This window comes from uncultured Aquimarina sp. (assembly GCF_947492405.1).
Taxonomy (GTDB): domain Bacteria; phylum Bacteroidota; class Bacteroidia; order Flavobacteriales; family Flavobacteriaceae; genus Aquimarina.
Genome location: NZ_CANLMP010000002.1, coordinates 991,078 through 1,011,828, shown reverse-complemented (window position 1 = coordinate 1,011,828; position 20,751 = coordinate 991,078). Strand labels below are relative to the sequence as shown.

20 protein-coding genes are annotated in these 20,751 nt (G+C 31.8%); 14 read left to right on the top strand and 6 right to left on the bottom strand.

All coding sequences use genetic code 11. The features are described from left to right. Positions 1-12 precede the first annotated feature (12 nt). The 5 genes from Q0829_RS10645 to Q0829_RS10625 all read left to right on the top strand — a co-directional run bounded on the left by Q0829_RS10645 (position 13) and on the right by Q0829_RS10625 (position 5,762). The gene (locus Q0829_RS10645) at positions 13-762 is read left to right on the top strand and encodes a tetratricopeptide repeat protein (protein ID WP_298542315.1); all 750 of its coding nucleotides are present in this window, start codon (positions 13-15) and stop codon (positions 760-762) included. A 281-nt stretch (positions 763-1,043) separates the two neighbouring features. After that, positions 1,044-1,370, top strand: coding sequence for a hypothetical protein (locus Q0829_RS10640; protein WP_298542312.1), 327 nt, complete (start codon positions 1,044-1,046; stop codon positions 1,368-1,370). A gap of 119 nt (positions 1,371-1,489) precedes the next feature. Beyond that, positions 1,490-3,049 carry a SulP family inorganic anion transporter gene (locus Q0829_RS10635; protein ID WP_298542309.1) on the top strand — a complete coding sequence of 520 codons (1,560 nt, stop codon included), beginning with the start codon at positions 1,490-1,492 and terminating at the stop codon, positions 3,047-3,049. 111 nt (positions 3,050-3,160) lie between these two features. Next, on the top strand, positions 3,161-3,793 hold the full coding sequence (locus Q0829_RS10630) for a carbonic anhydrase family protein (protein WP_298542307.1): 633 nt from the start codon (positions 3,161-3,163) through the stop codon (positions 3,791-3,793). Positions 3,794-3,899: 106 nt separating this feature from the next. Next, entirely contained in the window at positions 3,900-5,762 is a 1,863-nt protein-coding gene (locus Q0829_RS10625; RefSeq protein ID WP_298542304.1) for a SulP family inorganic anion transporter, read from the top strand. Between the two features lie 19 nt (positions 5,763-5,781). Here Q0829_RS10625 and Q0829_RS10620 read toward each other — a convergent pair whose 3' ends face one another. The 4 genes from Q0829_RS10620 to Q0829_RS10605 all read right to left on the bottom strand — a co-directional run bounded on the left by Q0829_RS10620 (position 5,782) and on the right by Q0829_RS10605 (position 10,501). Further along, the gene (locus Q0829_RS10620) at positions 5,782-6,288 is read right to left on the bottom strand and encodes a CvpA family protein (protein ID WP_298542302.1); all 507 of its coding nucleotides are present in this window, start codon (positions 6,286-6,288) and stop codon (positions 5,782-5,784) included. An 87-nt stretch (positions 6,289-6,375) separates the two neighbouring features. Further along, on the bottom strand, positions 6,376-8,871 hold the full coding sequence (locus tag Q0829_RS10615; RefSeq protein ID WP_298542300.1) for a TonB-dependent receptor: 2,496 nt from the start codon (positions 8,869-8,871) through the stop codon (positions 6,376-6,378). 137 nt (positions 8,872-9,008) lie between these two features. After that, on the bottom strand, positions 9,009-9,908 hold the full coding sequence (locus Q0829_RS10610; RefSeq protein ID WP_298542298.1) for a FecR family protein: 900 nt from the start codon (positions 9,906-9,908) through the stop codon (positions 9,009-9,011). Between the two features lie 80 nt (positions 9,909-9,988). Then, complete coding sequence (locus Q0829_RS10605; RefSeq protein ID WP_298542295.1) at positions 9,989-10,501, bottom strand: sigma-70 family RNA polymerase sigma factor; 513 nt, start codon at positions 10,499-10,501, stop codon at positions 9,989-9,991. A 74-nt stretch (positions 10,502-10,575) separates the two neighbouring features. On the opposite strand from Q0829_RS10605, the gene Q0829_RS10600 reads away from it, so the two are divergent. The 8 genes from Q0829_RS10600 (at position 10,576) to Q0829_RS10565 (ending at position 18,003) form a co-directional block, all read left to right on the top strand. After that, a complete protein-coding gene (locus Q0829_RS10600; RefSeq protein ID WP_298542293.1) occupies positions 10,576-12,144 on the top strand; it encodes a 7TM domain-containing protein in 1,569 nt (522 codons plus the stop codon). A gap of 78 nt (positions 12,145-12,222) precedes the next feature. Continuing rightward, positions 12,223-13,107, top strand: a complete 885-nt coding sequence (locus Q0829_RS10595) for a sugar-transfer associated ATP-grasp domain-containing protein (RefSeq protein ID WP_298542291.1) — start codon at positions 12,223-12,225, stop codon at positions 13,105-13,107. Positions 13,108-13,127: 20 nt separating this feature from the next. Then, positions 13,128-14,261 (top strand): hypothetical protein, encoded by a 1,134-nt coding sequence (locus Q0829_RS10590; RefSeq protein ID WP_298542288.1) that lies wholly within the window; start codon positions 13,128-13,130, stop codon positions 14,259-14,261. 98 nt (positions 14,262-14,359) lie between these two features. Further along, positions 14,360-14,716 (top strand): hypothetical protein, encoded by a 357-nt coding sequence (locus tag Q0829_RS10585; RefSeq protein ID WP_298542285.1) that lies wholly within the window; start codon positions 14,360-14,362, stop codon positions 14,714-14,716. A 557-nt stretch (positions 14,717-15,273) separates the two neighbouring features. Further along, positions 15,274-15,981 carry a ceramidase domain-containing protein gene (locus Q0829_RS10580; protein WP_298542281.1) on the top strand — a complete coding sequence of 236 codons (708 nt, stop codon included), beginning with the start codon at positions 15,274-15,276 and terminating at the stop codon, positions 15,979-15,981. A 109-nt stretch (positions 15,982-16,090) separates the two neighbouring features. After that, complete coding sequence (gene pheS / locus Q0829_RS10575; RefSeq protein WP_298542278.1) at positions 16,091-17,110, top strand: phenylalanine--tRNA ligase subunit alpha; 1,020 nt, start codon at positions 16,091-16,093, stop codon at positions 17,108-17,110. Next, positions 17,111-17,506, top strand: coding sequence for a hypothetical protein (locus Q0829_RS10570; RefSeq protein ID WP_298542275.1), 396 nt, complete (start codon positions 17,111-17,113; stop codon positions 17,504-17,506). It abuts the gene before it with no gap. 23 nt (positions 17,507-17,529) lie between these two features. After that, the gene (locus tag Q0829_RS10565) at positions 17,530-18,003 is read left to right on the top strand and encodes a lipocalin family protein (RefSeq protein WP_298542273.1); all 474 of its coding nucleotides are present in this window, start codon (positions 17,530-17,532) and stop codon (positions 18,001-18,003) included. A 23-nt stretch (positions 18,004-18,026) separates the two neighbouring features. On the opposite strand, the gene Q0829_RS10560 is transcribed toward Q0829_RS10565, so the two are convergent. Further along, positions 18,027-18,182, bottom strand: a complete 156-nt coding sequence (locus Q0829_RS10560; protein ID WP_298542271.1) for a hypothetical protein — start codon at positions 18,180-18,182, stop codon at positions 18,027-18,029. 406 nt (positions 18,183-18,588) lie between these two features. Here Q0829_RS10560 and Q0829_RS10555 point away from each other — a divergent pair, with 406 nt between their 5' ends. After that, positions 18,589-19,206: a hypothetical protein gene (locus Q0829_RS10555; protein ID WP_298542268.1), complete on the top strand. Its 618-nt coding sequence runs from the start codon at positions 18,589-18,591 to the stop codon at positions 19,204-19,206. 114 nt (positions 19,207-19,320) lie between these two features. On the opposite strand, the gene Q0829_RS10550 is transcribed toward Q0829_RS10555, so the two are convergent. Beyond that, on the bottom strand, positions 19,321-20,751 hold the full coding sequence (locus Q0829_RS10550; RefSeq protein WP_298542266.1) for a M56 family metallopeptidase: 1,431 nt from the start codon (positions 20,749-20,751) through the stop codon (positions 19,321-19,323).

The following is a 20,751-nucleotide window of genomic DNA, read 5'->3' as shown; positions in this document are numbered from 1 at the left end:
ATATTGAAAGTAGTGAAGAATTTAGTGGTAATAGTTGTTTTTCTAATGAGTATGATGAGCATAGCTCAGAATGATCAGGTATTCGAAAAAGCAAATACTTTTTATAATCAAGAGCAGTATCAAGAAGCCATTGATGCTTATAAATCAATTATAGATAGTGGTCAGGAATCTGCAGAGTTATATTATAATCTTGGAAATGCTAATTACAAACTGAGTAATATAGGCTCTAGCATTTACTACTATGAAAAAGCTTTAGAATTAGCACCAAATGATGAAGACATTCTTAATAATCTCTCTTTTGCTAATAATGCAACGATAGATGCTATCGATGTAATACCAGAAGGGGTAATTGCTAGAACGATTAATGGTTTTACAAATATGTTTAGTTTTGATAAATGGGCTTGGATTTCAGTGTTTTGTATGATTTTCTTTGTAGTGTTATTTATACTATACTATTCGGCGAGAATATCTTCTAAGAAGAGATTATTTTTTCTTGGATCTTGGGTGTCATTACTTATTGGATTGTTTGGAGTTTTCTTTGCGTTTAAGCAGTATAACTTTATAGAAAATAATCAGTATGCTATTATTTTTGCTCAAGAAACTACGATAAAAAGTGAGCCTAATTTACGTAGCGAAGAAGTATTTGAACTCCATGAAGGTACAAAAGTCAAAGTAACCGAAACAGTGAATGACTGGAAAAAAATTAAACTTGCAGACGGGAAAATAGGATGGATTCCGGCTACGGATTTAAAAGAATTGTAAATTTTATCTTCTAAAAACTTGAATTAGACAATCAATCAGCCAATGAGAAACCTCTTGGTGTATCAGTGATTACCATTTTATTCGTTGCACTATTTTCTAAGATTAATAAAATTAGAGTTTTGCAGTTATTTATACAATGACTAAAAAGTTAAATGCTCTTAATATTTAGAAGTTAACAGTGAAAAAAAATTGTTTTAAAAAAATTGTTAAAATAATTTTACGATTGATTTAACACATTTTAGGAGTATTACTATTATTTTTACGTTCCATAAAAAATATTTATGCTAAGTATAAAGATTGCAAAATTTTTGATTATATCGGGATTTCTGTTTCATATTGGAAACTATGCAATTGAGTTATTTGATTTATATAGTGGTAATATTGATTCAATCGCTCATATAATAGAGGATACAGAAGAAAAGTCTGAATCTAATGAGAAAGATGGATCTGAAAAAGAAGATCAGAAAGAAAAAGATAAGATTTCTCAATTTGCTGATAACAAGCATGCTGGGGTGTCTCATTATAGCATAAAATACTATCCCGATCTGATATACGAAAACTCATCGGTCTATCTGGAATATACCACCCCGCCCCCAGAGTTAGGGTAATTTGAACCGCACTTAGAGATCAAATAGGGGATAAGAAAACCATTACTTGACTCTGAAAATCAATTTTTTCAATTTTAAAAAAATATAACGAAAACCAATTTCGTTATTTACTATGTTTTATGAGTAATTCAAAATTATTTCAAAGTTTAAAATCAGACATACCTGCAAGTATTGTTGTCTTTTTTGTGGCATTGCCTTTATGTTTAGGTATTGCCTTAGCCAGTGGAGCGCCGTTATTCTCAGGTTTAATAGCCGGTATTATAGGAGGTATTATAGTAGGGGCTATAAGTGGTTCGCAAATAGGAGTAAGTGGACCCGCAGCAGGTCTTGCAGCTATTGTTTTTGCAGCTATTGTATCTCTTGGATTTGAAGATTTTTTAGTAGCTGTAGTATTAGCTGGAGTTATTCAAATTTTATTTGGTGTGCTGAGAGCTGGTATTATTGGATACTTTTTTCCATCTTCAGTAATACGAGGAATGTTAACAGGTATAGGTATTATCATTTTTCTTAAAGAAATACCTTATTTCTTTGGATACATTCCACAAAAAGGAGAAGGGTTATTTACGCCCATATACAATTCAATAGTAAACATTAATTTAGGTGATACACTAATTGCTATAATTGGCTTAGCGATTTTATTATTGTGGCAAAATGTATTATCAAAAAAAGGAAAAATATTTCAGTTAGTACAAGGACCATTAGTAGCAGTAGTTCTAGGGATTATATACTATGTAATTTTTGGGAATTCAGGTGACTTGGGAATCCAAACAGAAAATTTAGTAAACGTACCGGTTCCTGCAGATGCAGACTCTTTTTTAGCACAGTTCACAATGCCAAACTGGGAAGTGATTACAAAAACTGAAATTTATGTTACCGCTTTTACCATTGCGTTGGTTGCGAGTTTAGAAACCTTACTTTGTGTAGAAGCAACCGATAAGATAGATCCAGAAAAAAGAGTAACTCCTACAAATAGAGAATTGATTGCGCAGGGAACAGGAAATGTGATATCTGGATTGATTGGAGGTCTTCCTATTACACAAGTAATAGTACGTAGTTCTGCGAATATTCAATCTGGTGGAAAATCGAAAATGTCTGCCATTATACACGGATTTTTCTTATTGATTTCAGTAATGTTAATTCCTACATTGCTAAATAAAATTCCACTTTCTGTATTAGCAGCTATTTTACTTTTAGTAGGTTACAAATTAGCAAAACCTTCTACTTTTAAAAATATGTGGAATTCTGGATGGAAACAATTTGTTCCTTTTATAATTACTGTGTTACTTATCGTGTTCAAAGATTTGTTATGGGGAATAGGAATTGGACTTGCGGTAGGTATCGTCATTACTCTTATTAATAGTTATCAAAATTCTCACTTCCTTCATAAAGAAGAAAGTGAAGGTACTTCTAAAATCAAAATGACACTAGCAGAAGAAGTTACTTTTTTCAATAAGGCTACTATATTAAAAGAGTTGGATAGCTTACCAGAAAATTCTTATCTGGAATTGGATGTAAGAAAAACCACTTATTTGGATCACGATGTTATCGAAATATTAGATGACTTTAGAGAAAAAGCTAAAAATAGAAATATTTCAGTGAAGCTAATATCTCAGAGAGGTATCGAAGAAAACCCTGAGAGCTACATTGAATTTTTTAAATTGAGACCAAAAATTACATAATAAATTAGAAATATTATGAAATGAGCTATAATGGTCGTGTTCATACCAACCCGATATATTTACTAGCGAATTCGATTTGATAATAAAAGAAGAATTTTAAAAAAAGAACAGATGAAAGCACATACTAAAGACACACAAGCAGCAATAACGCCACAAATAGCATTACAATTACTTAAAGAAGGAAACCAAAGATTTCAGCAAAAACATATGGCGGATAGAGATCTTCTGGATCAGGTTAATGATACAAAATCAGGTCAATTTCCATTTGCAACTATTCTTAGTTGCATAGATTCCAGAGTTTCATCAGAACTGATTTTCGATCAAGGAATAGGAGATATTTTTAGTGCACGAGTAGCGGGTAATTTTGTAAACGAGGATATTCTAGGAAGTATGGAATTTGCTTGTAAACTTGCAGGAACTAAATTGGTGTTGGTACTTGGACATACGGCTTGCGGAGCGGTGAAAGGAGCGTGTGATGATGCGAAATTAGGTAATCTAACAGCTTTGTTAAGCAAAATAAAGCCTGCTGTAGCTGCAGTAAGCGAACCATCTGATGAATCACTAAGAAATTCTAAGAATATCGAATTTGTAAATGAAGTAGCTGTTAAAAATGTGCATATGACAATCGATAATATTCGAAAGGAGAGTAGTGTGCTAAAAGAAATGGAAGACAATAAAGAAATACTTGTTATCGGTGGTATGTATGATATTAATGACGGTAGCGTAACCTTTTTCGAAGGTTAGAAATGCTAAAAATTTCTTAAAAAAAGGCTTAAGTCATAATGACTTGAGCCTTTTTTACTTCAATTCTAATAGTTTTATTATTATTGTTCCTCATAAAACTAAAAAGATGAAAGGATTTTTTAGCAATTTTAAAGGAGATGCTTTTGGTGGATTAACTTCAGGTATTGTCGCATTACCATTAGCCTTAGCTTTTGGAGTGTCTTCTGGATTAGGACCAACTGCAGGATTATATGGTGCTATTTTTATAAGCTTTTTTGCAGCTTTATTTGGAGGTACTAATACTCAGATTTCTGGACCAACAGCGCCAATGACAGCCGTAAGTATGGTTGTAATTGCTGGAATTATTGCTGCTAATGATGGTAGTGTAGAAAAAGCATTACCAGCTATTTTAACCATTTTTCTTTTATGTGGATTGATACAGGTTTTATTAGGAGCTATTGGGTTAGGAAAGTATATTAAATATATTCCTTATCCTGTTGTATCAGGTTTTATGACTGCTATTGGTGTTATCATATTACTTACTCAGATATTACCATCCGTAGGATATTATCCTAAAGAAGATGATGCATTTGTTTCTCAATTTAAACCAAAAGCGGAGGAAGTAATGCTTAAAAACATTCTCCAGGAAGAAGCTGGCAAAGGTGTTTTGGTCTTAGAAGATTTTAAACAAACAATAACTAAAGCAGAAACAATTTCTGAAGCAGATATCTTAAAAGAATCTCAGACACTTGCAGGAAAAGAAGCTTCTGGAGCTTTAGGAGCTATTAAAGTTCTTCCTCGGGCGTTAAAAAATATTAATTGGCTGGAATTGTTAATTGCACTGGGAACTATTTTTATAATTTATGGTTTTAAACGAATTACTAAAGCTGTTCCTAGTACATTAGTTGCTTTGGTTGTAATGTCTGGAATTGCTTATGGTTTTGGTTTAGATTATAGACCAATTAAAGAAATCCCAAGTGGTTTACCCATACCAAGATGGGAAATATTCACTGGATTTAGTCTAGATAGTATAACACCATATCTTTTTACGGCATTTACACTCGCCCTTTTAGGAGCTATTGATTCTTTGTTGACTAGTGTTATTGCAGATAATATGACTAAAACTAGACATAAACCAAACAAAGAATTAGTTGGTCAAGGTATTGGTAATAGTATAGCGGCTTTATTTGGAGGTATACCAGGAGCAGGAGCAACAATAAGAACTGTAGTAAATATTAATGCTGGAGGTAGGACTAAATTGTCTGGTATGATTGCAGGATTAATTTTGTTTGTTGTCATGTTAGGATTGGCTCCTGTCGCATCAAAAATACCAGCAGCTGTCCTTGCAGGTATTCTAATTACAGTTGGTATAGGTGTAATGGATTATAAAGGATTAAAAGCAGTGCCAAGTATGCCTAAAGACATTAAGTTAGGACCTATTAAACTTAGTTCTGAAGTATTAATAATGTTAGTGGTACTAGTATTGTCTACATTCTGGAATTTGGTATATGCAGTTGGTATTGGATTGGTTATTGCGTGTTTAATGTTTATGAAAAAAATTGGAGATTTAACTGCAGCACGTTCTGATGTAAAACCATTGAAAGAAGAGGCTTGGAATGATGAGATAAATTTTCCAGATCAACTTAAGGAAGAAGTGTTTATCAAACACCTTAAAGGTCCATTATTCTTTGGTTCTACTAGTGATTTTCAAAATTTAGCTGCACAAATCCCTGATACTTCTAAAGTGGTAATTGTTCGGTTAGCTAAAATGCAATATATGGATCAATCTGGTTTATATACCATGGAAGAAATCATTTTAGGACTACAAGAAAAGGGTATTAAAGTATTGTTTGTAGGCTTACCCAAACAACCGAGATATATGATGGAACATATTGATATTATTCCTGATTTAGTTCCTGAGAATTGTATATTCAATGATTTCAATTCTTGTATGGAATATGTCAAAAATAATGTAAAGAATACCTTGTAAAGTACTTTGAATTTATGCTTTAGGTAGTCTTTTCATTTTCATTTGTTTGTTTTAGTATATTAGGTAATACCATTGGAGCCAACTTTTTTACAGGAGAATAGAGTATGGACGAATCTAATGTTTCTTGTTTAATTATATTTAAAGATCTATTTCCGGCATCTACAAAAATTATAATAACACTAGCAATAAATGCAAATTTTAATACGCCAAAAGCCGCTCCTAGGAGTTTATTAAGAATTCCTAAAGAGGCAAAATCTGCAATCTTAGTCAATAGTTTTCCAGCAATAGAAATCAGAATTACCACAACAATAAAAGTGATGGCAAAAGCAGTGAGTTTCATAGCCCCATCTCCCCAATCAACATATTGCTCTAAATACCCTCCGACCAGGTGAGAAAAATGTACAGCGATATAAATTCCGGCAACTAAAGCAACTAAAGAAGCTAGCGAAACGAATAAACCTTTACTAAATCCCTTGATTAACCCCCATAACAACAATATGCCTAAAATGATGTCAATGTAATTCATTGGTAATTTTGTTTGGTCTAAATATAATGTTTTAAATCAAAATTGTGTAGCATATAGAAAATAGTCTCAAACAACTAATTGAAAGGTTTAGAAGTAGATTCTAAAAGTAACATTCGGTGTAATTCCCAAGGATTGTTGTCGGATTATATCCAGTTCTATATTTCCGGTATCAGCACTTTCATCTGCTTGATAACGTATGGAAATTGGTACTTGTCGGTCATAAACATTGAGTACAGATACACCAATCTGACCTCTCCATTTATTATTTTTATTAATATCAAAATGATAAATTAATGAAGCATCTAAACGATGATATTCCGGTAAATTTCTAGCATTGGGATTGCTAAATTCTATGTCTTCATTAACAAGATCAGCATCGGTAAAAGGAGCACCGGATCTCCAGATCCAACCTAAAGAAAACTCCCAGTTTTTAATTTCTAAAGTGCTGGAAAATCTAAAATTATGAGTAATATCATTATTTCCGGGAAATGATGACTCATGTAGTTCAGGAAACGTATAGTCAATATCGTTAAAAGTATATCCAATCCAAGTTCTAAAATTTTTGAATCGTTTCTTTAGTAATACATCTAAACCTATGATGTCACTTTCACCTGTAGAAAATTCATTATTGATATTGTTAAATCCATTGGTAAGAGAGGTTAAACCATTAATATTTTTGTAATATCCATCTATTTCAAGATTCCAATCATTTTTAGAGAACAGTAATCCTCCGGAAAATTGTGTGCTTTTTAATAAAGGAATTTCTTCATTATCGGAGTGTATCCATAGGCTGTTTTCTAACCGAAGTTGAGTATCTTCAAATTCTACTAACTGACTGATGGGTTGGTATCTGAGCTCACCAGTAGCTTTTACACGTAAGTTTTTGGTAATTGGATATTCAATGTTTATTCTTGGCTCGGCATAGAATTGATCAACCACAGAATAATGAGAAGCCCGAATCCCCAGATTGATTAACCCTTTATTTTTAGAAGAAAACTTATAATTAGCGTAGATTGAGTTTGCATTGTTTTTTACAAGATCCGTTTCATTAATTGGAGTCTCGAATTCACCATCTCTAGTAATATTATAAAACACTTTATTGTTAGAGAATTGATAACCAATTGTTGCTGAATGTTTTTTGCTTATATCGTATGTTAGATCAATATCAAAACCAAGATCTTCTACAGTGTTTTTTCGAATAGATTGTTCTTCGATTACTGTTTCCTGTCGTTCCGTAAATCGATAATCAGAGTCATATTTAGAATAATACCCTTTCATATTATACCGAACACGTTCTAGTTTGGTACCAACCCAGGAAAAACTGACTCCTTCGTTTTGGATAGTAAGATCGTCTGTAAGAAGATCTTCTTCATTATTTATTTCGAAAGCAAGGTCGTTTTTGGTATAAATTCCGCTTACCAGAATTTTATCGTTTTCAGAAATATCAGCAATTAATTTTACACTTGTATCGTAGAAAAAAAAGTTATTATCAGATACTTCTTCTTCTATTTCATCTTCGTCCTCAAGATCGATTGGATTTAACGCATCAGTTATTTTAGTATTTTGAAATACTTTGTCAAAATATGCAGAGTATGTTGGAGTTTCTAAGTAATCCGTATATGCTCTTCTGCCAGAGATAACTAATCCTACTTTATTTGTGATAGGTGTTTTCAGGAAAAGATCAGCATGTGTGCCATTGAATCCCATACCGCCATTAAATGTTGAAGGAACTTTTACATCACTAGAAATATCAATTACTCCAGATACCCTATCGCCGTATTTAGGATCTGCTCCTCCTTTAAAGATTTTTGTGTCAGAAACAACATATGGATTAAAAGCTGAAATGAGTCCAAAAAAATGCCCTGTATTATACATTTTTATATTGTCCCAAAGAATTAGGTTTTGATCAGGAGAACCGCCCCTAATCTGTATGCCTGTTGCAGTTTCATCAGGGCTACTAATGCCAGGAATCAGCTGCATACTTTGAAAAATATCGGGTTCAATTTGACCAGGAAGAATTCCCAAATTTTCATTAGCAATACCAAGAGATCCATCAATGTTTTTTCCGAGCCCTTTAGTAATATACTCTATGATAAGTACTTCTTCTAGTGCAGTACTTTCTGTTATAAGTCTTATACGTTGACAAACTGACTTTTTGAAAGTTGCTACTGAAATAGTTTTTTCTGAATATCCTACATACTGAATTGTAATAGAAGTGTTTTTATCTATTTTTTCCAAAAGGAAAAAACCATTTTCGTCAGAAATAACTCCTTCATTTGTTTCTTTTACTACTACAGAGGCATATGATAGTGGGCCATTTGTATTTGCATCAAATATATATCCACATATAGAAGTTTTTGTGTCCGGAGCACTTACGGTTACTTGTCTATCGGATATCTTATTATATGTAAGATTCGTTAAAGCTCTTAAGGTTACCAACACTTCATCAAGAGGAGTATTGTTAAGAGAAAGTGTTACTACTTTGTTTTTGACAACATCATTACTAAAGGAAAAAATCAATCCGTAGGATTCAGAAATTTCGGTAAGTACCTGATGCAAAGGTGCTTTTTTGTAATTTTTCATTACCTGAGCTTGCGTCGAGTAGGTTAAAAATAATAGTAGAAAAAAAGCTTTTTTCATTAAGATAAAATAACAAGTAACATTAAAATTTTTATATTCTTTCCGTTTTTGTAGTGGTCACTTCTGGCACTTATTATAAACTATTTATTAGAAAGTTTTATACTTGTTCCATTAACAACGTATTCTATATTCATAGGAACAAGTACGGATTCTAAAGCAAGATCTAAATTGTTATATAAGAAACCTCCAGAAAACAACTTGTTTTCATCAATCTTGGTTCTTATAAAAGTGATGTTATATTGTCTTTGTAACTCGTCTAAAACTTCTTTTAGAGGGGTGCTTATAAAAAGACTTTCTCCTTTTTTCCATAGAGGCTCTGATTCAGAAATAGTTGTTTTATTTAATTTGTTGTTTTTAAGTAAGACGGCCTCTCCTTTTTTAATTATTTGTTGTTGATTTGTATTGGTTTGGACTCGTACTTTACCTTCATAGCAGGCTACTTCGAAAATTGTTTTTCTTGATTTTACATTAAAAATTGTTCCCAATACTTCAATATTTCCAGAATTCGTTGTTACTGAGAATTTGTTACCGGTTTTGACTTTAAATAAACCTTCTCCATCCAATTGAATTTTTCTGTTTTGTGACCAAAAGAAACGATTATATGATAAGGATGAGCCTGCATTAAGATCTGCTTTACTTCCATCGGGTAATGTAACGGCCATCTGAGACCCTATATCGGCTGTATATGTTACTTTATTAAAGAATAACCCTATAATTAATACTATTGAGGCTGCAGCGGAAATAGCATAAATAAAAGGTTTTAAACGAATGACTTTTCCTTTTTCCTGATGCTGTAATTTCTGTAAAGTCACAGCAAGAGAGGCTTCTTCATCAAATGAAGGTGCGTCAAAATATTCAAGACCTTTTACAATTTTATCATAGTCATCGAATTCTTCAGACTTTCTAAATTGTTCCAGTTCTTGAGGAGTCAAATCATCGTTTAACCATTTTGCCAAATATGGATCTTTGTCCTCAGCCATTTAATTTGTAGTTGTTTTTTCGAATAATTAGGTGTGTTATTAGCCATATAACCGGCTACCTGCTAAATACCCTACCTTATTTAAATATTTTTTATGATTTTCCTTAATTTCTTAAGAGCATTGTGCATTCTTTTTTCTACTGCTTTTACAGAAATACCAAGCATTTCGGCAATTTCATTGTATGTTTTTTTGTCGATACGATTTAATAAAAATACTTCTCGTTGTGCTTCAGAAAGATCGGCAATAGCATTCTGAAGCTTCACCATAAACTCTTTTTCTTCTAAAATAAAATCTGGAGATTCATGATTTCTGTCTCTATGAGATAATTTAGTGTATGCTAGTTTTACTTTCTGATGTTCTACTTGATTTAGAAACAGATTTGTAGATGCTTTATACAAAAAAGCTCTTGCTTTTTCGAAGATTATTTTTTTACAATTATTCCATAATCGAATAAAAGCCTCCTGCATAATATCCTCTGCCTGATCCGGATCTCCACATTTATAATAAATATGATTTCTAATAGTCCTGGAGTGTGATTTGAATAACTCATTAAACACTGGTTGTTCACAAACAGATTTGGGAGATATATTCATAGGCGAAATATTTTTTTCAATCCAGGGTAGGGTATTTTTCTTATGTCCGGTTATACAGCCAAAAATAACTCATTATGAATTCCAAAACAAATCTTAGAATTACGGTTATCTTGATTGCTGCTATAGCTATTACTTCAATTGGATTTAAATTGAAACCAATTATAAATAACTATGATAACTTTAATCCTGATGAAGTTTATAAAGTAAATTATACTTATTTTTTTAAGTCTGGAGACAAAAACACATTTGTAAAAACGTTTATTCCTAAAAACAACTTCAGACAAAGAATTTCTGAAGGGAATATCAAGAAAGATAGCACTTTACATTTCAAGAAAAAGGAAGAAGAAAATGAAAATATAAGGGCTATTTGGAATACCACGAATAAGAATACATACCATTCTGTAAACTACGAATTCATTTTTGAAGGAAAAGATAAAAACTATATCATTCCTAAAACGTTTATTAGGACATCTGATACGTATAAAAAATATTTAGAGCCAACATTAAATATTCAGTCTAATGATGAATCAATAAGTGAATTAGCTAAACGGCTTGTTCGAGAAACGAAAGATGATAAAGAGGTCATTAAAAATATTTTTGATTACGTATCTGGCATTCCTTCTGCACCAATTATTACATTAACCGATGCATTAACTACGATCCGACAAAACAAGGCATCCTGTAACGGAAAGAGTAGATTATTTGTAGCCTTGTCCAGAAATCTGGGATATCCTGCTAGAATTAAAGGAGGAATCATTGCAGAAAATTCTAATAAAAGAACATCCCATGTTTGGGCAGAAGTCCTTATTAATGAGACTTGGGTACCTTTTGATACTTTAAATAATCACTTTGCATATTTGCCTTCTAATTACTTAGAGATTTATCAGGGAGACGAGTTTTTAATAACGCATACGTCTGGAATTCAGTTTGATTATACCTATCAAATAGAAGAAGTAAATCACATTGCTTTCTTAAAGATGAATTCTGAAGAAATACGTAATCTATCCGGGGTTTCTCTTTGGGGACTTGTAGAAGGAGGAATCATGCCAAAAAAATCATTAAATCTTTTACTGTTATTACCACTAGGAGGTTTATTGGTAGCTTTTTTGAGAAACGTTGTAGGAGTAAAGACATTTGGGATTTTTCTGCCAGTTTTGATTGCATTTTCTTTACTACATATTGGTTTCGTATCGGGAATTATACTATTTGTTGGATTGATTTTATTAGTAGGATTAATTTCGTATCCTTTTGATAAAATAGGCTTGTTATATACACCTAAACTAGTGGTGTCTCTTACAATTATGGTCGGATTAATGATTACCGCTACAACAATAGGCTTAAAATATAATATCACGTGGCTCACGACATTAACTTTTTTTCCGACTATTATTCTTACAATAGCCGCAGAACGATTTTCCAGAGCAACTGTTGAAGATGGTTACAAAATGGCAATCGATAAGTTGTTTCAAACATTGTTAGCTACTACAATCTGTTTTGGACTATTATCCTGGAAAGCGTTACCATCTATCCTAATAATCTTTCCTGAGATTATACTACTGATTATTTCTTCTGCAATACTTCTAGGAAGATATATAGGTATCAGATGGGTAGAATTTTATCGTTTCAAACCATTATTTAGTTAATCAATCCATAAGAAACAGTATTCCAACCCTATTAGTTTACTCTTTGGGGTGGTATTGAATATTTCAAAATCTAAAACTATGCTGTCAACAATTCTGAAAATGAGAAATCGTAAAAAATCAAACGTAATCGGTTTGAACGAAAGAAACATTAAGTTAATCTATCCTAATAATGCTAAAAAGCATTATCCTCTTGCTGATGATAAAGTATTAACAAAAGAAATTTTGCATCAATATGATATTCCTTGTGCAGAAACATATGCTGTAATAGAATACAACAGTGATATAAAAAAAGCCTGGGAAACTTGTAAGAAGTATACTGCAATGGCTATAAAACCAGCAAATGGTTGTGGTGGTGGTGGAATCAAAATTATTAAGAAAGATCTAAAAGGTAATTGGACAAGCAGTGGAAAAATAATTACCGAACGGCAGATATTTCAGCATATGGCTGCCACCATAATGGGATTCTTTTCTCTAGGGTCACATGATAGGGTTTTGGTCGAGGAATGCATAGAACCACATCCTTTTTTTCATAAAATATATCCACAAGGAGTGCCTGATTTTAGAATTATAACACTTAATCGAATTCCTTTAATGGGGATGTTAAGGATGCCCACAGATAAATCCGATTGCAAAGCAAATCTTCATCAAAATGGAGTGGGTATTGGAGTAGATTTAGATAAAGGAACACTGACCGAAGTATATGATGGAAAAAATTATTTTGATCATCATCCGGATAGTGAATTTATAATAAAAGATGTTCCCATTCCATACTGGAAAGAAATTCTGAAAATAGCTATTGAAACAGCAAAAGTTTTCCCTTTAGATTATCTAGGAATTGATATCGTAATTGATAAAAATAAAGGACCGCAAATAATGGAAATAAATGTGCGGCCAGGACTGGGAATACAATTAGTAAATAAACAAGGTCTAAAAAAAGCAATAGAAGAAAAAACAAACAAGTAAGAAAAGGAAAAAAACGATATATGAAAATCACGAAAATCTTTATAACAATTGTATTGACATTAACAAGTATCATATCATATACACAGAGTAAAAATACATTCTATGCAGAAACCCAAGCAGGGTATGAATATAATTATTTTAGAAGCCCCAAAGAGATAAGAACAGGAGGAACTATATTAAATGAAGACGATTTGATATCCAGTAGTTTTTATCAAGACATAGAATTAAATTATAGATATAAATATAAGTGGAGCAAAAACAGGATAAGAGTTTCTGCAAATCCTTTTTCAAGAATATTTTACGAAAATTCTAATGATAGTTATTGGAGCTTGCATACGAACGTCAAATATGATTATAAATTTAATAGAAAGACGTCATTACTTACAGAAGTTCGATTTATAAGAATGAACAGAGAAGGACTGGGAGGCGATCAGGATGTATTAATTAATCCTTTAGGATATACCAGTTATGGAGGTAGCCTAGGTTTACAGTTAGTTCCACTTATAAATAATGAATTTACGGTAGAAGGATTTTATAATTTTAGAAATTTTGATGCTTTTGGTGTTAGAGATTTACAATACAATGAGTTTGGAGTTCAATTTTCTTCGGTTCAAACTTTTAGAGTAAATAAATTGAAACATAAATTAGGCATAACGGCGTATGCAAAAAAACGACGTTATGACACTTTTAATGCTAGTGATATCGAACCAGATGGAGAAAGGGATTGGGATTATCTAAAAGGGACCTTGTATTATAGATTACCTTTCAGTAAACAGTTCGAAGTAAAACCAAATTTTATTTATTATGTAAGAATTGATAATTCTACTAACCGATCAGGGTTTAATCAATATGGCCCAGGAATTGCTCTGAAATATGACAATGACAAGACAAAAATTAGAGGAACTTTTTCTTTTATTACAAGAAATTATACAGATATCGAAGCCAGAAATACTGATGGACTTATTGGAGAAGAGTTACAATATGAATATGCTAATTTTCAATTAAATGGTGCTCATAAAATTGGAAATGGATTTTCAGTAACGACAACTTTATTCTCAAAAGTCCGCAGTACAAATTATAGTGATATAGATGCAAGATCTTTTAGAAATTATCGGAATCAATATGCCGGAATTGGCGTATTGTGGGAATTTTAATATTTCTCACAAATGATGGTTGGTTTTTTTAGTTAAGCGTTACTTTTGTAGCGCTTAATTTTTTATGTAGAAATCGAAAGTATAGGTAAAGATACGTTATGGCCAGAGACGAAAAATTAAAAGAAAGATGGGACATTTTGGTCCAGAAATTATCAGCTCAATTTGCTGATGGAGATGAGTTGGATTTAGATGCAATTATCTATTTAATAGGAGTACAAGAATTGGGTCAGGTTCATCGCAAATTTAAGAAGGATGAAAAATTAGACCTTATGCACATTGCGATATGCAGATTGTTAGAACCATATGGCTATTATGAATTTGATTATTTTGATGAACAGGGATGGCCACATTATATTGTAAAAGAGCAATTGCCTAACCTTAAAGCAGGAGAACAGTCTGTCTTAATGAAAGAAGCAATCGTCAGTTATTTTTTGACAAGTGAGTATATTTATTAAGATTAAAAAATAACAGATATACAAAAAGATGCTCGACTTGAGCATCTTTTTGTATAGATGATTTATTAAAACCTTCTCTTAAAGAAGTTTACTCATAATGTAGTTATCTTCTCATAGCATACCAAGAAGCCGAAGGAAGATTACTTATCAATTCTTTTAATCCTTTCATGTCTATAATTAGAATTCCAAAAAATAACTTTTTCATATCGACATTTTTTAAATTAAACATTAAATAATGACTAACTTTTAGTCATATACCATTTGTTTGCAGGTATTGGTTATGAAATATTATTTTGGGAGAAAATCTAGGGCGAAACTTTATACTATTTAAAAAATAGAATTTTATTTTTAATACACCTAAATATAGTTAATGTTTAGAGTTTTATCAAGATTTTTAACGTGCTTTAACGTACCTGATAATTGTTTTTCTTAAAGAATCTTAAAAAACAATAGTTATCTGATTACAAGAATGTTATCTTTTTGTTTTTTTCGAGATTAATTACTTCGAATACTTCTCAGTTTGTGTCATTTTTTTAACTTTAATACAAAAAGAAAATATGCTTCTAAATCTTATCAATGACCTTAATATTGTTCCCAATGATACCGGACCAATTTATCAGGAGACAATGATGGGAAGATTACCAGTAGAACCCTTTAATACGATTAGTAATCTTGTATTTTTATTTGTAATCATCTATTTCTCCATCAGAGTATATAAAAATCCAAAACAACATTTGTTTTTAGCATTTAGTTTACCAATTCTGTCCATTGGCTTTATAGGAGGAACCTTATTTCATGGTACCAGAAGTCATCAGATATGGTTGTTTATGGATTGGGTACCCATTATGATACTATGTATGTCTGCAGTTTTTTATTTCATTTTTAAGTTATATAAAATTTGGTGGAAAAGAGTATTGGCGTTTATCTTAATTTTTGGTGTTTCTTTTGGTGTAAGAATGCTACCAATGCCTTCGGTCGTTAGAATTTCACTAGGATACGTAATTACAGCAATTACAGTTTTGCTTCCCATTGTTTTATATCTTATAAAAACAAAAGGGAGACATAAAGAAATGATTATACTAGCTTTTATGTTTTTTGCTATAGCCGTAAGCTTTAGAAGCGCCGATAAGTTCTGGGAAACTGATTTTCTGTATATGGGAACACATTGGTTATGGCATCTATTCGGAGGAATGTCGGTTTTCTTTTTGATGTTATATACCTATCGAGATAATCTAAAACAAAGCACAGCTTTTACTAAAAGTTGATTTTTCTTGAAATAATACATTTTATTACCTAAATAATACATTTTTTATAAGGTATGTACGGTTTTATGTGTTACAAATCTTAAATTTGCCCTCTATTAAGAAAAAGATCATGATCGATAAGATTAAAGAATATATATCAGAAGTTGAGGATTTCTCTGCTAGGACCAAAGAAGAAGTTGAGGCGTTCAGAATAAAGTTTTCGGGTAAGAAAGGATTGGTTAATGACTTTTTTGCTGAATTCAGAAATATTGCCAACGATCAGAAAAAAGAGTTTGGTCAGGCTATCAATGCATTAAAAGTAGCTGCTGAAGAAAAAGTAAGAACTTTAAAAGACGAACTAGAATCTAAAGACGAAGAAAAGGGAGCCTATGGAGATCTTACACGTCCAGCAGAACCGATTGCTTTAGGATCTCGTCACCCAATTTCTTTAGTAAAGAATCAAATCATAGATATATTTTCTCGTATTGGTTTTAATGTTAGTGAAGGACCAGAAATTGAAGATGACTGGCATAACTTTACTGCGCTTAACTTACCAGAATATCATCCGGCACGTGACATGCAGGATACGTTTTTTATCCAGACAGATCCTGATATTTTATTGCGTACACATACATCTTCTGTTCAGGTGCGATATATGGAAGAAAACAAACCTCCGATCAGAACTATTTCTCCGGGTAGAGTATATCGTAATGAAGCAATCTCTGCTAGATCACATTGTTTCTTTCATCAAGTAGAAGGATTGTATATAGATAAAGATGTTTCGTTTGCAGATCTAAAGCAAACTTTACAGTATTTTACCACAGAGATGTTCGGTAAATCTAAGATCAGGTTGCGTCCGTCATACTTCCCATTCACAGAACCTAGTGCAGAGGTAGATGTATATTGGGGATTAGAAACAGAAACTGATTATAAAATGACCAAAGGAACAGGTTGGTTGGAGATTATGGGTTGTGGAATGGTAGACCCGAACGTATTGAAAAACTGTAACATTGATCCAGAAGAATATAGTGGATTTGCTTTTGGTATGGGAATCGATCGTATAGCGCTATTGTTATATGGGATTTCTGATATCCGTATGTTAAGTGAAAATGATGTACGTTTCTTAGAACAGTTTAAGTCTGCATTATAATTGAGAAAAGATATAGAAATACCGATAGTAGAAAACGTCTATATAGCCGTGGTCAAAGAATGGAATGATGAGTTCGGTGGCCATGATTGGAATTCATATATCATTAATGATCAAGAAATTCCTATCGAAATGGTATTTGTAGTAACAAAGGGCTATAATACCGAAAAAAAGACATCTTTATTAAGACATGGCATAGGAACAGTTGATGCTAAATCATCAGCTAAAATCGAAATGATTCAAGAAGAATTGTTTGTAATGAATAATGAATTCTCTGTTACATTTTTTGCTGAAGGTAAATTATTCGATAAGAAATATATTTTCAGAAAAAACACAATTAATGAAAATGCCTTTCGAGATCTCCCAGTAATGGAACAACGAGGAGTATTGGTGAAATAATTTGTCAAGTAAATTAATAGATTATGAATTTGTTGTATCGTTTAGTGCTGGTTGTACTCATTTCGGGAGTGTCTTTTTCTTGTAGTGATGATGACTCTGATTCATCCGATACAGCACAAAGCATAACCGGTAAATGGCAATTAGAAGAGTATTTTACCAATGATGGTTTTGAAGATTTACCTATTGAAGAAGCCAATCTTTCTGATTGTGAAAAACTATCTATAATCGAAGTATTGGATACAGAGATTTTTGTGGATACAGGTTACTTTACTTCTAGTGCCGATAATCAGTGTGTTCTTGAAAGTACTAGAGAAGGTACCTGGAAGTTCATTAGCAGTGGGGTTTTTAGCTTTAGTTATAAGCCTGAAGATGTGATTAATGAAGAAGGTGCTACAGAAGGAGTTGTTTTATTGCTGGAAAACAACAAATTAAGTTTGTCATTTTCTTATGGATCAGGTCCTACATTGGATAAATTGATCTATACAAGGATAGATTAGATCTAAAAAACTATTTGATTTCTTTATCCACCGTGATTCAGATGCTTATTTGGTTTGTAGCTGTCACCTCTATCATAATCACCCATTATTTTTCTAAGAGACTTTTTTAAAATAATAGAAGAAGACATTGACGTTTCAAAAGAGGTCAATGTTGATTGTTTTGTTCTTGATTTTAGCATTTTTTGATATTTAGATGAATCTCAACATAGAGATTACTTAAAGTTACTACTTTTTTAATAAAACTAGGGTTAGTAAAAGCCGAAAGGTTATCTCATTCTGGTTTGAAAATGCAAGTAAGAAAGACTTCTTCATTCATTATCCAGGAACTATTCATACAAAATCATCTGCTAAAATCTAGATGATTATTAGTTAAACAACTTAGACAAAAACAGGTTTATACCCCATTACACACAGATAAATTGATAGTACTTTAGCGCCATATTTCCCTTTTTAAAAGTTTTACTAATAAAACAACTCTTTTAAATTATTAAAAGAAAGAATTGTTTCACCATATATCCCTATAACGATTGGAATGCCAACAATCAGTCGTAATGGGGATTTTTTTAATCTTAAAACCTAAATAATATGAAAAAAGTATTTTTTTTAGCCGTAGCAATAGCAATTGGAGTATTCTACGCTTGTGAAAAAGAAACAGTAGAAGAAACAAATTCTATTGTGGAGGTAAATGAAAGTAATAACCAAATAGAAGCAGAAGGTAAATGGATTTCTTATCGATGTTACTATATTTTTGAAAGAGGACTAAGGTTTCAGGGGAGATGTTTCTCTTCACTTAACGGAATATGTGGTTTCGAAAAAATATGTATCCCTATCTTTTATGATCCATGTTGGTTTGTACCTTGTTGGATTGATATTTGGGATCCTTGGATAATCTACGAAAAATTAGATCCTAGAGATTTCCTTTCCTTTAGAGATAAATTGGAGGTAGATATAGATCCGAGAAAAGCCTCGATACCATTTGCCTTAAATGAAAAAATTGCAGGATTACAGTTTTATCAGGAAGAAGGTTTGTTCAAAGATAATGTCTTTACAGTAGAAGATTCATTGATTCTTGATGCAGAAATCTCCAAAGAACTAGGATTACAAGGTAATGTGGTAAAAGCGGGTAAATATCCGGTAATTACTAATAAAGAAAATGGAACTTTTAATGTCATACTTTCAGTAGAGAAAGGTTTTGAACGTTAATATCAGTTGACAAATGTTGGCATAAAAAAGGGCTGGTTAGAAAGCTTTCTAACCAGCCCTTTCATTTTAATATAAAACTGTCAACCTATTTCAGGACAATTCATAATGAGATTCTTATTTCTTTATCTCAAAAACTATGGGCAATGAATATAAAACATTTACAGGTTTTCCATCTTTTTCTCCTGGAGTCATTTTAGGAAGTTTTTTGATCACTCTAATCGCTTCTTCTTCTAATTCTGGTAGTGGGCCTCTTGATTTTATGTCAGTTAGTTGACCATTGGTATCTATTTTAAATCGCACATATATTCTTTGAATTCCTTTTAGATTAAGATCTTCTGCAAGTTTAATATTAAACTCAGATCCAACAAATCTTGAAATATTCTGAGAAAAACATTTTTTACTTTCAGTTAAAGAAGCTTCAGAACAACCAGGATAAACGGGGGTTTTGTCCAAATGGACAAAAGGTACATCTTTAGAACCTGGTACATACTGATATTTCGATTTTGAAACATCATTTGTTAGTTTGGCCACCAAACCTTTTAATTGTTTTTCTTCTTCTGAAGACAAACCTCCTTGTAATTCAATTTCATTTTTTAAAGCAGTAATCTTTTCAAGAATAGAATTTTGTTTTGCAATTTCCGGAACATCTTGGGGGGAATCTTCGGCACAAGAAGTGTACACTAACATCATACACACTACAGGTAGTAATAATAGATACTTTAATTGAAAGATTTTCTTTGATTTTGATTTTTGTAACATAATAAGTCGATTTTTGATTAATGAATGATTGAAAAAAGTATTAATAAATGAAATTTTCTCTGTTTGGAAAACCTGAGACAATAGATTCTGATAGTATTCTTTTTTACTAGTTTCCGCTATAGCCTTAGCATCTGCAATATATTCCTGAAGCATGGCTATTCTATTTTGGTATATATAGATCAACGGATTAAACCAAAATAAAATCCGTAACATTTCAAAAAAAACAAGATCTATAGAATGATATTCTTTTACGTGGATTTTTTCATGAAGTAAAACATTGGTTTTTTTAATTTCCGAAAGATTAGTCCCAATATAGATCGTATTGAAAAAAGAAAATGCTGTTGTTGTATCAGGTAATGATATAAGTGTAATATTTTTTGTGTTTACTTTAGTACCAGATTTTCTAAGGTTTAGTATTTTGAAAATTTTGTAAAGAAATAAAAATAAGCTTGCTACCACTCCCAGATACCATAAATATCCAAAAATGGGTATCAAAGAAATGTAATTTGATAGATTACTCTCAGATCCGATAATAACTTCGGGTAAAAGATGCACCTGCATCGGAGTACTTGTAATAAGTACTTCGGGTAATTGTATGGTATATGCTGTTGGAATATTTTGCCTTATAAAATCCAATTGAACCTGAGGAAGCAAAAAACTCAGGATAGGAGTCATAAGAAGATATGCTCTATTCCAATTAAAAAATGTTTCTTTTTTTAGAAATAGATCATATGTTATTAAAAAAAGTAGTTGAAACGCTATGATTTGTAATATATAATGTATCAT

What these genes read in the sequence shown, in the direction of transcription:
- Q0829_RS10590 (WP_298542288.1), top strand. Translation starts at nt 13,128, where the DNA reads ATGAAAATCACGAAAATCTTTATAACAATTGTATTGACATTAACAAGT.
- Q0829_RS10585 (WP_298542285.1), top strand. Translation starts at nt 14,360, where the DNA reads ATGGCCAGAGACGAAAAATTAAAAGAAAGATGGGACATTTTGGTCCAG.
- Q0829_RS10615 (WP_298542300.1), bottom strand. Translation starts at nt 8,871, where the DNA reads ATGAAAAATTACAAAAAAGCACCTTTGCATCAGGTACTTACCGAAATT.
- Q0829_RS10625 (WP_298542304.1), top strand. Translation starts at nt 3,900, where the DNA reads ATGAAAGGATTTTTTAGCAATTTTAAAGGAGATGCTTTTGGTGGATTA.
- Q0829_RS10560 (WP_298542271.1), bottom strand. Translation starts at nt 18,182, where the DNA reads ATGCTAAAATCAAGAACAAAACAATCAACATTGACCTCTTTTGAAACG.
- Q0829_RS10620 (WP_298542302.1), bottom strand. Translation starts at nt 6,288, where the DNA reads ATGAATTACATTGACATCATTTTAGGCATATTGTTGTTATGGGGGTTA.
- Q0829_RS10565 (WP_298542273.1), top strand. Translation starts at nt 17,530, where the DNA reads ATGAATTTGTTGTATCGTTTAGTGCTGGTTGTACTCATTTCGGGAGTG.
- Q0829_RS10555 (WP_298542268.1), top strand. Translation starts at nt 18,589, where the DNA reads ATGAAAAAAGTATTTTTTTTAGCCGTAGCAATAGCAATTGGAGTATTC.
- Q0829_RS10605 (WP_298542295.1), bottom strand. Translation starts at nt 10,501, where the DNA reads ATGAATATATCTCCCAAATCTGTTTGTGAACAACCAGTGTTTAATGAG.
- Q0829_RS10635 (WP_298542309.1), top strand. Translation starts at nt 1,490, where the DNA reads ATGAGTAATTCAAAATTATTTCAAAGTTTAAAATCAGACATACCTGCA.
- Q0829_RS10630 (WP_298542307.1), top strand. Translation starts at nt 3,161, where the DNA reads ATGAAAGCACATACTAAAGACACACAAGCAGCAATAACGCCACAAATA.
- pheS (WP_298542278.1), top strand. Translation starts at nt 16,091, where the DNA reads ATGATCGATAAGATTAAAGAATATATATCAGAAGTTGAGGATTTCTCT.
- Q0829_RS10600 (WP_298542293.1), top strand. Translation starts at nt 10,576, where the DNA reads ATGAATTCCAAAACAAATCTTAGAATTACGGTTATCTTGATTGCTGCT.
- Q0829_RS10580 (WP_298542281.1), top strand. Translation starts at nt 15,274, where the DNA reads ATGCTTCTAAATCTTATCAATGACCTTAATATTGTTCCCAATGATACC.
- Q0829_RS10550 (WP_298542266.1), bottom strand. Translation starts at nt 20,751, where the DNA reads ATGATACATTATATATTACAAATCATAGCGTTTCAACTACTTTTTTTA.
- Q0829_RS10610 (WP_298542298.1), bottom strand. Translation starts at nt 9,908, where the DNA reads ATGGCTGAGGACAAAGATCCATATTTGGCAAAATGGTTAAACGATGAT.
- Q0829_RS10595 (WP_298542291.1), top strand. Translation starts at nt 12,223, where the DNA reads ATGCTGTCAACAATTCTGAAAATGAGAAATCGTAAAAAATCAAACGTA.
- Q0829_RS10640 (WP_298542312.1), top strand. Translation starts at nt 1,044, where the DNA reads ATGCTAAGTATAAAGATTGCAAAATTTTTGATTATATCGGGATTTCTG.